This window comes from Rothia sp. P100 (assembly GCF_023712425.1).
Classification (GTDB): Bacteria; Actinomycetota; Actinomycetes; order Actinomycetales; family Micrococcaceae; genus Rothia; species Rothia endophytica.
The window spans coordinates 158,411-169,406 of sequence record NZ_JAMAYG010000001.1 but is presented as its reverse complement, the minus strand read 5'-3'; the positions used below and the strand labels follow the sequence as shown (position 1 = coordinate 169,406).

Annotated in this window: 11 protein-coding genes; 7 read left to right on the top strand and 4 right to left on the bottom strand. The window is 58.1% G+C overall.

All coding sequences use genetic code 11. The features are described 5' to 3' along the window. Positions 1-33 precede the first annotated feature (33 nt). Both rsmD and M3668_RS00830 read left to right on the top strand, forming a co-directional pair. The gene (gene rsmD, locus M3668_RS00835) at positions 34-597 is read left to right on the top strand and encodes a 16S rRNA (guanine(966)-N(2))-methyltransferase RsmD (RefSeq protein WP_251378942.1); all 564 of its coding nucleotides are present in this window, start codon (positions 34-36) and stop codon (positions 595-597) included. A 20-nt stretch (positions 598-617) separates the two neighbouring features. Further along, positions 618-1,187 (top strand): LURP-one-related/scramblase family protein, encoded by a 570-nt coding sequence (locus tag M3668_RS00830; protein ID WP_251378941.1) that lies wholly within the window; start codon positions 618-620, stop codon positions 1,185-1,187. Here the strand turns inward: M3668_RS00830 and M3668_RS00825 are convergent. Further along, the gene (locus M3668_RS00825) at positions 1,184-2,395 is read right to left on the bottom strand and encodes an aminotransferase class I/II-fold pyridoxal phosphate-dependent enzyme (RefSeq protein ID WP_251378940.1); all 1,212 of its coding nucleotides are present in this window, start codon (positions 2,393-2,395) and stop codon (positions 1,184-1,186) included. The two genes, M3668_RS00830 and M3668_RS00825, sit on opposite strands and share 4 nt — an antisense overlap. A 118-nt stretch (positions 2,396-2,513) precedes the next feature. On the opposite strand from M3668_RS00825, the gene coaD reads away from it, so the two are divergent. From coaD to mutM, 5 genes are all read left to right on the top strand, one after another. Beyond that, on the top strand, positions 2,514-2,990 hold the full coding sequence (gene coaD / locus M3668_RS00820; RefSeq protein WP_251378939.1) for a pantetheine-phosphate adenylyltransferase: 477 nt from the start codon (positions 2,514-2,516) through the stop codon (positions 2,988-2,990). Between the two features lie 261 nt (positions 2,991-3,251). Further along, a complete protein-coding gene (locus tag M3668_RS00815) occupies positions 3,252-3,734 on the top strand; it encodes a YceD family protein (protein WP_251378938.1) in 483 nt (160 codons plus the stop codon). A gap of 33 nt (positions 3,735-3,767) precedes the next feature. Continuing rightward, positions 3,768-3,971, top strand: coding sequence for a 50S ribosomal protein L32 (rpmF, locus tag M3668_RS00810; protein ID WP_237203960.1), 204 nt, complete (start codon positions 3,768-3,770; stop codon positions 3,969-3,971). 38 nt (positions 3,972-4,009) lie between these two features. After that, positions 4,010-4,669 carry a ribonuclease III gene (rnc, locus tag M3668_RS00805; RefSeq protein WP_251378937.1) on the top strand — a complete coding sequence of 220 codons (660 nt, stop codon included), beginning with the start codon at positions 4,010-4,012 and terminating at the stop codon, positions 4,667-4,669. A gap of 154 nt (positions 4,670-4,823) precedes the next feature. Continuing rightward, a complete protein-coding gene (gene mutM, locus M3668_RS00800; protein ID WP_251378936.1) occupies positions 4,824-5,810 on the top strand; it encodes a bifunctional DNA-formamidopyrimidine glycosylase/DNA-(apurinic or apyrimidinic site) lyase in 987 nt (328 codons plus the stop codon). A gap of 138 nt (positions 5,811-5,948) precedes the next feature. On the opposite strand, the gene M3668_RS00795 is transcribed toward mutM, so the two are convergent. The 3 genes from M3668_RS00795 to M3668_RS00785 form a co-directional block, all read right to left on the bottom strand. Then, a complete protein-coding gene (locus M3668_RS00795; protein ID WP_251378935.1) occupies positions 5,949-7,010 on the bottom strand; it encodes an NAD-dependent epimerase/dehydratase family protein in 1,062 nt (353 codons plus the stop codon). Next, on the bottom strand, positions 7,004-9,724 hold the full coding sequence (locus M3668_RS00790) for an alpha/beta fold hydrolase (RefSeq protein WP_251378934.1): 2,721 nt from the start codon (positions 9,722-9,724) through the stop codon (positions 7,004-7,006). The genes M3668_RS00795 and M3668_RS00790 overlap by 7 nt, the downstream gene beginning before the upstream one ends. Positions 9,725-9,819: 95 nt before the next feature. Further along, positions 9,820-10,851, bottom strand: coding sequence for a 3-oxoacyl-ACP synthase III (locus M3668_RS00785; protein ID WP_251378933.1), 1,032 nt, complete (start codon positions 10,849-10,851; stop codon positions 9,820-9,822). Positions 10,852-10,996: the final 145 nt, after the last annotated feature.

The window sequence follows — 10,996 nt, the reverse complement described above, 5'->3', positions numbered from 1 at the left end:
GGCACCACCCTTCCCTCACCTTTTGGAGTCATTGTGAGCCGTATTGTCTCAGGTCTTGCCGGCGGTTTGCGCCTGGCCAGTGTGCCCGGTGATAACACCCGCCCCACCACTGACCGGGTGAAAGAAGCCCTTTTTTCTCGACTTGAGGGCTACGGGCTCACCCAGGGGGTGCGAGTACTGGACCTCTTTGGCGGCTCAGGTGCACTGGGGTGCGAGGCTCTCTCTCGCGGAGCCGTGCACGCTGATTTCGTGGATCACCACCCCAAAGCCATTACTGCTATTGAAAAGAACAGCGCAGCCGTGGCAAAAGCTGGTGGCGGTAGCTCCCGCGTGCACAAGATGACCGCCCGCAGCTACCTGAACACCTACCGGGGAGAGCCCTGGGACGTTATCTTTGTAGACCCGCCCTACTCAGTGGATAACGAGGAGCTGGTCGAGCTCCTTACCACTCTTGCCCAACACCTGGCTGATGGTGCGGTGATAGTGGTTGAACGGGCTGCCCGCACTGGCGAGCCCGTTTGGCCCAGCACCCTCGAAAAGTTTGCTGACAAAAAATACGGCGAAACAGTGCTCTACTATGTGGAGTCAGCCACCTAGCCTCTTGCTAGGCTAAGGGCATGAGCAAGAACGATGACACTCCCCAGCTTTTGACCAGTAACACCCTGGTTTTTCAGCAGACCAGTAGCATGCTGAGCAACGACTTCAGAATTGAGGACGCTGCCGGCAACCTGGTCGGTCAGGTGCTTACCACCGGCGGGGTCGGGGCACGCCTGTTTAGAGGAAGTCGAACCTTCGACCTGCTCGATGAACGCGGTAACCTTCTACTCCACATCAAGGACCCCTTCGACATGGGCTTTGACCGCTACGAACTCATCACCCCCGATGGCTCCTTGCTGGCCAACGTGCGGAAACAATTCTCTATGATGCGCAAGCGTTTGAGCATCGAAATGCCTGGTCTGACTCTGGAACTAGCCGGTAGCATCCTCGAATACGACTTCTCCATTCGCACCGGCGAAAGGGTAGCTGCCCAGGTGAGCCGTCAGTGGGGCGGGGTTGTGGCCGGTTTACGCGGGCGTAGCCGCTACTCGACGTCCTTCGATCCCGACGCACCAGAGCCCGTTCGCCTCGCCATGGTGGGTGCACTAATTGCACTTGACCTGATGCGAGCTAAGGACGCCCGTAACTAGTGAGCGGTAAACGCCAGCAGTCTGCTCACCGCTTCACGTAAGACCTCCGGCTTTTTGCAGAAGGCAAAGCGCACGTAGGAAGCAACCTGCGGGCGGAAGCCTTCGGTCACGAAAGCGGTCAGAGGAATGAGTGCTACCCCCGCCAACTGGGGCAGGGCCGCGCAGAGCTCTTGCGCATCAGCAAAGCCCTTGGCCTCTAGAACCTGAGAGACATCGGCTATGGCGAAGAAGGTGCCAGAAGGCTCCATCATCTGCCAGGGTGAACCTGCTAAGCCAGTGACCAGCAGGTCACGCTGAGCAGTGTAGTTATCCCTAAAATCTCGGTAGAAATCGTCACCCAACGCCACACCGGTTGCCGCAGCTACCTGTAGCGGCGCCGCGGCACTGTGGGAGAAATAGCCCTTGACCGGACGTACTGCTTCCAGCAGATGAGCCGGACCGGTGACCCAGCCCACCCGCCAACCGGTCAGGGAATGAGTCTTAGAAATAGCCGATACCGCCAGGGTTCGCTCGGCGGCGCCGGGCACAGTCTGGATGGGAGTAAAGTCCACACCGGGGTAGTAGAGATGCTCATAGACCTGATCAGCCAAAATGAGCGCGTCATACTGCTGCGCCAGGGCCACAATTTTCTCAAGAACCGACCGCGAAAAAACTGTTCCAGTGGGGTTATGCGGGTCATTGACCACAATCAAGCGGGTGCGCTCGCTGAACGCAGCCTCAAGAGCTTCCAGATTTGGCGTAAAAGTGGGAGGCAAAAGCGGTACCGTTGTGACGTGTGCCCCAGTTAGAGCCACTGCCGCAGGGTAGAGGTCGTAGTAAGGCTCAAAGAGGATGACTTCTTCACCCGGTTCCACGAGCGCGCCAATAGAAGACGCCAGAGCCTCTGAGGCGCCAGCCGTCACCAGCACCTGTGTCTCGGGGTTTAGCTCAAGATCGTAAAAGCGCTGCTGGTGCTGGGCGATAGCCTCTCGCAGGGCAGGCAGCCCGGCAATCGTGGCGTACTGGTTGGCCCCTGCGCGCATAGCCTCAGCTGCGGCGTCCAACATCACCGCTGGCCCGTCGGTATCAGGGAAGCCCTGCCCCAGGTTAAGGGCTCCCTGCTGGTTAGCCAGAGCAGAGATTTCCTCAAAAATGGTAGACCGCCAAGAGCCATCAGCGCCCATCAGGCCCGCTGCCTGACCCACCCGTTCATACGCTCGCTGAACCATCAAGAACCTCGCAAAACTCGGTAACAAACTCACTCCACTGTACCCAACACCTAAGCTCCAGCGTCCCCACCCTGTCACATAATGATCAGCCATCTCTCAGACTGCTAGGCTGGGAGGCATGCAATTGGTAGTCTGCCCCGGATCATTTGACCCTATCCATAACGGTCACGTAGAAGTCATCACTCGCGCCGCAAAGCTCTACGGCAGCGTTATTGTGGCGGTCGCGCACAACGCCAAAAAGACTTACCGCTTCACCCTTGAAGAACGCATCGCGATGGCAGAAGAAACCTTCGCCCTTTTCGACGATGTCACCGTAGAAGCCCTGCCAACTGACATGCTCCTGGCCGACTTCGTGCGCTCACGCGGATCAATCCTTATGGTTAAAGGGGTGCGCAACGCCCAAGACTTTGAATATGAAGCACCCATGGCCAGCATGAACCGGCACGTTTCCGGTGTCGAAACAGTATTCTTTGCCGGGGACCCCAAACATAACCACCTTTCCTCCACCATCGTCAAAGAAGTTGCAGGGTACGGCGGGGACGTGCGCGCCTTCGTTCCGCGGGTCGTGCAGCGAGCCTTCGCCGAAGCGCAGTAGATCGATCATAAACACGTTGAGCCAGGAGATAAGGACGAGGGAGTCACTCAAAGCTAGCTGACCCTCTTGCAGGGCATAGGCATACCACCCCACTGTGTCAGGGGAAACAGCGTTAAAACCAAAGCAGGCTTGAATAGTCGCCGCTAGCCACCTAGAATTGGTTCTTGGTTTAAAACATTCTTGAGGGAGTTCGTCATTTCACGAAAAGATTCATCGCCCCTGAAGATCTCCGTGCGAGATCTCAGCAAACGACCGGGCAGCATGGAAACCCTTGAAGAAGTTGTGCCAGCACCAATTGACTTTGGTAACGCTCTAATTGGAGCGGAAGAGGGTGACGACATTGATATCAATGTGCGCCTGGAATCCGTTTCAGATGGTATCTTGGTAACTGGTACTGCATTTGTCACCATGAACGGTGAATGCAGCCTCTGCCTAGACCCGGTTGAATTTGATATAACAGCCGATGTCCAAGAGCTTTTTGTCTTTGAGAAGGCACCTTCAGGTGGCCCCGAAGATGAAGTAGATGAGCAGTACGCCGTAGAGAACGATGAAATTGATCTCGAACCGGCACTGCGGGACGCCGTAATTCTACAATTGCCGTTCCAGCCTGTTTGCAGGGACTCCTGCCAGGGTTTGTGTTCCGAATGTGGAATCCGCCTGGAGGAAGACCCCGAGCATCACCACGAGGTACTAGACCCGCGGTGGAATTCGCTTTCTGCGTTGCTCGATGCAGACGACAAATAAAACTTAAGATAATTCAAGAGAAAAGAGATAGCTGTGGCTGTTCCCAAGCGGAAAATGTCCCGTGCTAACACCCGCGCACGTCGTTCCCAGTGGAAGGCGTCCGCTCCTCAGCTGGTCAAGACCGTTGAAAACGGTCGCGTAACCTACTCCCTGCCTCACCAGGCAAAGCTGGTTACTGACTCTGCAGGCACCGAACTCTTCTACGAGTACAAGGGCCGCAAGGTAGCTGACGCGTAAGTTTAGCGCTAATGAACAACTCTCAATCACAAGAGTTTATGAAACGCCTCGGTGTCGGTCTCGACTCCGAGGCGTTTCGTCTAGCAATGACTCACCGTTCTTACTCCTTTGAGAACGGAAACGTGCCCAACAACGAGCGTCTAGAGTTTCTAGGTGACTCGGTGCTCTCACTGGCGGTCGCCTCCGAACTCTATAAAAGGTTCCCGGACCTAGCTGAAGGTGAGCTGGTGAAGCGCCACCACGTGGTGGTCTCCACCCGAACCCTCGCCGCTCTAGCTCGCAAGCTGGGTCTTGGTCCCTGCATCCTTCTGGGGAAGGGCGAAACCAAGACCGGTGGTGCCGATAAAGATTCAATTCTTGCCGACACCATGGAGGCTGTCTTCGGCGCGGTTTACATGAGCCACGGCCCCGAACGCGCTCACCAGCTGGTGCTGGAACACGTGGGGCAGCTGCTGGATGACCAGAAAACTCTGAATATTGGCCGCGACTGGAAAACCGAGATTCAAGAGTACGCCGCTGCCGCTGGCACCGGTGAGCCTGTTTACCGCGTTGAGGGTACCGGCCCTGACCACGCCCGCCGTTATACCGCAACGGTGCTCCTGGCAGACAGGAAACTGGGGACCGGGCAGGGGACGAGCAAAAAGGAAGCCGAGCGCCTAGCGGCTGAGGCCGCCTACTACGCTATTCACGGCAGCTGATAATGGCTCCGCCATAAAATTTCATCGAAAGAACGTGCCTGGTACGTTCGAATGTACCGCCTCAGTGGTGTATTCGGGCCTAGCAGGCACGTTCTTTCTGTGCTGGCAGTACCTGCCGAGGCACAATAGGGGTGAGCTAAAGAAGGGGAGAGGTATGCCTGAATTACCCGAAGTTGAAGTGGTGCGCCGCGGTCTTGCGGGGCACACCTTGGGTGCCGCCATAGAGCGGGTCACCGTGGTGGACGGACGTTCGGTGCGTCGTCACTTGGCCGGTCCAGTTGATTTTATTCAGCAGCTTGAAGGCGCTATTATCGCTGATATTTGCCGGCGGGGTAAGTACCTTTGGGTCTTGCTCGCCCGTGATACTGAAGCTGCACTCAAGAGTCAGGTGGAGCCGCTTGCCCTGGTCATACACCTGGGGATGAGCGGACAGGTGCTCCTCAAAGAACCCGCGATGACTGCTGAAAAACACCAAAAAATCGTGCTCAATTTGGCTGGCGGGACCGATGAAGCGGGGCAGAGCGGTGACCTCGACATGCGTTTTGTAGACCAGCGTATCTTCGGCGGAATGTTCCTCGATTCTCTGGTTGAAACAACTAACCTCGAGGGAGAGCCGATTCCGGCGGCGTCCTCTAGTGCACTGAATCTGCCGTTGATTCCGGCATCGGTGGCTCACATAGCTCGTGACCCGCTAGACCCTCATTTTGACCTGGCTGAGGTGCGCAGCAAAATGCTGAAAACCTCGACCGGCATTAAAAAACTTCTACTAGATCAGTCCGTTATCTCAGGGGTGGGCAACATTTATGCAGATGAGGCGCTCTGGCGGGCCCGTCTACACTATGCCAAGCCTGCTAAAACGCTTAGCCCCGCCCAAACCCGAGAACTCATCGACGGCGCCACTCGGGTGATGCAGGACGCCCTTGCCCAGGGTGGCACCAGCTTCGACGCTCTCTACGTCAACGTCAACGGAGAGTCAGGTTACTTCGACCGATCCCTCTTCGCTTACGGGCAGGCTGGCAAGCCGTGCGCACGCTGCCTTGAAGCGGGGCGCACCAGCATCATGGTACGCGAACCCTTCGGAGGGCGGAGCTCCTACCGGAGCCCTCACTGTCAGCGTAGACCACGAGGCAGTAAAGTTTAGGAAACAGCGGTTCTTTACCCATGGTTTTGTGCTCTCAGCCAGGTGACCCTCTCGCCCGGTTCGCTAGCGCACACGAGGAGATTCACGCCAGCCGGCGGCTTAAGATCCGCTGCTACTCACCTTGTGCGAGGTGCAGGTTTAGCGGCTGAACCGGTCTCCGTAGAAGATGCCCAGCTGAGTGTAGCCCTCTTCCAGGCTCACTGCGGGCGTCCAGTCCAGCAGTTGCTGGGTGAGGCTCTGATCAAACCAATGGGAGGTCGAGAGCTGCTCGGCTAGAAAACTTGTCATGGGCGGAATCTCATCCGTACCTCGGAGCGACCAGATTCTTTCCAGCGCCAGCCCGAGACCCACCGCCAGGCGGGCAGGGAGCGAACGGGAGGGCGCAGGCACACCGCAGGCGGTGCACATTCCAGCCAGAATCTCCGCTACCGTGCGTGGTTGCCCATTGGTGACCACCAGCGGGGTGCCGTGAATCTGCTCGAGACGCTGGTAGCCGCGCACAAAAGCGTCCGCAGCGTTATCAATATAGAGCGTGTCAATCAGGGCGGTGCCATTATTGAGCAGGGGCAGACGCCCGGCGGCGGCGCGTTCAAGGACACGCTCGACCAGCTGGGTATCACCGGGGCCCCAGACTAGGTGAGGGCGCAAGACGCCCACCCAGAAATCGGCTGAATCGTAGCTCAGCGCTAGTTGCTCAGCTGCTGCCTTAGAACGGGCGTAGTTACCCCGGGCATGCTCGGGGGATGCCGGTGGGTTACCCTCACCTTCAATGGCGCTGCCGGTATGGGCAACCGAGGGTGAGGACGTATTGAGGAACTTACGGATACCGGCTCCCCGCGCGGCGTCCAGCACCGCACGGGTTCCTTCAATATTGACTCGCTCGTAGTCAGCCCAGTCACCGACCACCGATACCTTAGCGGCCATGTGAATGACCCCATCCACACCATCTAAGGCTTGGCTGAGCACAGCTGCGTCATTGACCGAGCCGCGTACCTGCGAAAAACGATCGGTGACTGACTCCGGCAGTAACTCAGCGATGCCAGCATCCCCTCGCTGGAAAGCTCGAACATCGTAGCCAGCTCGCAGCAGAGCAAAGACGGTTTCTCTGCCCAACATGCCTGAAGCGCCAGTGAGTAGTACGCGTTCACCGAGGCGCGGCGCGACATCGGATGCGGTGATGGGGCGCAATGAGACTACCATGCGATTACTCCCTTGCCCACGCGAGCCTTCTTGCCAGCCAATACCTTGCGAGACCAGGTGGCTAGTACCGGGCGATCAATCTTGGAGTTATGGCGCACATCGGTGGGGTGCTCAGCGACCATCAGCACAGCAGAAACTTCGACACCGGTCTGTTCAAGTACTGCCTGGCGCACCCGCCGGGTCAGTTCGACAGGTGCCCGGCCGGCTCGGGTTTTCTTACCCTCAAAGCGAGGGCCAACCTCGGCAACAATCACCGGGGACGCCGCGCCGGTCTGCCCCACGGCAACGGCGGCAGCCCGGCGGACACCGGGTACCAGCTCTGCTGCCTGTTCCAGGGCAACGGGGGTCAGCACTCCCTGGCTGGTGACCAACACGTGAGCTAGACGCCCTTCAACCCAGAGGCGACCAACGGCATCAAAGTGCCCCACATCGCCGGTGCGATGCCACCCGGGGGTTGAGGTAGAGACACCTTCAGTTACCCAGAGGGTGTCGTAACGATCCTTTACGTGGGGTGCAGAGACCAAGATTTCGCCTGTCACACCGGGTTCTTCCGTGACCTCAGCACTGGCAGAGCCATCGGCGAGCAAAGGAGCAATCTGCACTCGTGCACCGAAGACAGGACTGCCCACGCAGACACCCCCGCCAGCGCCCAGCATGCCGTCTGCGGCATCCGCTTCTGCCTGCTGAATCGTCTCAAAGGAGACATCGGTGGTCGGCAGAGCCTCGGTCATGCCATAGGGGGTATGCAGGGCAGCTGCTGGCACAATGTCCTGCAGCTGAGCCAAGAGGGCGGAGGTAATGGGAGCACCAGCTGAGAGCACCGTGCCTACCTTGCCCAGGGCCTCCCGTTGTTGGGTGTTTAGGTCACCTGCGGTAGCAATGACGTTCATAATGGCCGCAGGGGAGACAAAAACAGTAGTGGCGTCGATAGCTGCCGCAGCCGATGCCAGGGCTGAAGCGGTGAGAGTTTTAGGCTTGGTGACATCCATGGTGGGGGTGACGCTGGTGGCACCCAGTGCAGGTCCCAGCAGAGCAAAAGGCGCGAAGCCAGCTACTAGACCGTTACCCGCCGCTAAATCGTAGGTGCCAGCAATGGCATCACGCATGGCAGCCAACTGACGGTGGGTGTAGACCACACCCTTAGCCGGACCAGTAGAGCCCGAGGTGTAAAGAATCGCGGCGTCCGCATCAGGCTGCGGGTAGGTGAGCTCGAAGGTAGAGGGGGTTTCAAAGTCGGCCACTGACCCCACAACTCCCAGAGCACGGGCTACAGCCGGCTTGAGCGCTGTAGCGGCGATACGAGTCCCGGGCCAACCCAGGGAACGGGCCGCAGCGAGGGCAGTGGGGATACCGATGAGCCAGGTGGGGCGGGCTCCCTTAAGCGCGCGCGTCATACCCTTAAGCCCCAGACCGGTATCAGCCACCACAATCACAGCTCCCAGCTTGAGGCAGGCGTACATGAGCGCGGTCAAATCAATACCGGGGGTAACCAGAAGATTTACTCGGTCGCCGCGTTGCACGCCCAGCTTATGCAGACCTGCGGCTATTCGGGTGACCTCGGCGTCCAACTGCTGCCAGGTGAGCTGCCGGGCAACGGAAGTGCCGTCACCGGCGGCGTCCATATCTACTACAGCGAGACTAGTATCTTTTGCACGTGCTTCAACCTCGGCAATCATCGGGCGGTAATCATCGCCTGCTGGGTTCAACTGTTCACGAGCTTGTACATGAAGAGAACGTGCCGTTTGCTGTCTGATGAAGTGCTGGCCCAGCCACTCAAGAATGGGGGTAGCAATATCTTCGTCTTCTGCCACCAAGTGGCTGGCATTCTCAAAACGGTGAATATCAGCTTGAGGCAGACGGGTGGCCACATCAGCCATGTAGCGGCGCTGGAAGACCGGGTCTTTAGTACCCCAAAGCATGAGAGCAGGAACGTCCAGCTCCTTAATACCTTCAGCCACTCGCAACATGGGCCGGTAGGAGGGTGCGGCTTCAGTAGCGGGAATATCCGCCACGAAATTGCGCACACCGGTGCGGTGCTCAGCGGTGGTGTAGGGCAGCTTATAGGTTTTCTTGACCTGTGCTGGCAGGCCGCCAGGTGCCTGGGCTAGCCCCAGCGTCACATCAATGAAGGCGGTGGAACCTCGGGTTGCCCAGGAGTGGAGGGTAGGGGAGAGAGCCGCCTGCAGGGCTACCGGGATTCTCTCGGCTGAATCGTGGAAGACTGCGGTGTTGGTGAGCATGATGCCCGAAAGAATATCGCGGTGACCCAGCGCCCAGCCTAGAGAGATGAGACCGCCCCAGTCATGAGCCAAGGTAACCAGCGGTAAATCGGTAGAGTCAAGGCCCAGCGCGGCGGTGAAGTCGCCCAGGTCGGTAATGCGGTCAGCCAGTGAGCGTGCCAAGCCCGTGCGCTCTGAAAAGCCCATCTCTAACTGATCGACAGCAACTACTCGCCAGGGCTGCTCGCCTTCGCTGGCAGCAGCCACTACAGACCGCCACAGGTAAGACCAGGTCGGGTTGCCGTGAACACAGAGCACGGTGCCCACTGGCTCTTTACCCGCGGATTTTAACGCGGCAAGGTTATCGAGGTAGTGCCAGGTACGCACGCTACCTTCAGCCTCAACCGAAGCAGTTGAGGGAATAGCCAGCGTGTGCGACCACTGTGGGTTAACGCCGGGCCAGTCAGAGGGGTGGGGGGTTAGCTTTTTAATCATTTTCAACCTCTATAGGTAACCAGCCCCGACTTTTCGCCAGGTGCCTTGTTCCAGGTGCCTTGCGCCATGCCAGGGTAGGCGTCCTCACACAATATCTACCAGGTGATTTCCATCAGGGCGGTATTCAAACCAGAACCAACACCCAGGCAGAGAATACGGTCACCCTTGCTGTACTTGACCGAATCTTCAGCCAGCGTCATGGGAAGAGCGGCCGCAGCCACGTTGCCCCATATTGGGAAGGTAAGGGGGAGGCGCTCGCGGTCCAAATCAACAGCCTCAATAATGGCATTGGTATGGGCGTTAGAGATCTGGTGGGTGACGTAAGAGGTCATGTTGGACCAGTCCCAGCCGTTCTGGGAGGCCTCTTCCCAAGCCTCTGCCACCAGCGCTAAACCGTGCTTGAGCAGGCCCGCCGCATCGGTGTTCATTCCGGTATCCGCTTCGCCGCCAACACACAGATCACGGTGTTCAGTGCCAGCACGGGTCACTGACCCCACAATCTTATGGGCATTAGGGTGCTGGTCTGAGCGTCCCAGTACTGCAGCCGCAGCACCAGAACCCAGGGTCAAGGTGGCAAATTGCGCCAGCACATCATCACGGGTGGAATCGGGGCGGCTTAGCTGACGCAGGGCAGTGGCGTGCCACGGTGAAGGATCCTCCCCAGCAACAATCAGGGCGTAGTCAATGGCGCCCGCATCGATCATAGTTGATGCCACCGTCATAGCGTTCACAAAGCCCAAGCAGGCGTTGGTGATATCAAAAGTCAGAGCATGGCGGGGCAACCCCAAGCGGTCGTGAACACCCACAGCAACAGCCGGTTCAAAGTTATCGCGGGTTACCGAAGCATTAATGAGCAGACCCACCTGCTCCTTATCGATACCGGCAGCTGCGAGTGCCTGCTCACCGGCGGCCACCGCGCCGTCCTCAAAGGTCATGCCCTCGCCCCAGGAACGTCGTTCAGTAATACCTGCCAGTCGTTCCAGCAACCCCTTAGGCATTTTGAGACGCTGATAGGTCTGAGCCAACTGCTCATCAAAGTAGGAACTACTCACCGTGTGAGGGGGTAGCACTCGCGTGATGGAAATCAGCGACGCATTGCGGTGACGGATATCTGAGTTGGCAGTCATCTACTCTTCTAGCATGTCAGGTGGGCGAAAATGCACGCCCACCACACGGGCAGGCGCTTAACCAATTTACATTTTACGCCCCAAAATTTTAATATGCTTAATTGAGCTGACGGGTGATTCTCACATCGATGTAGGGCAAATAGAG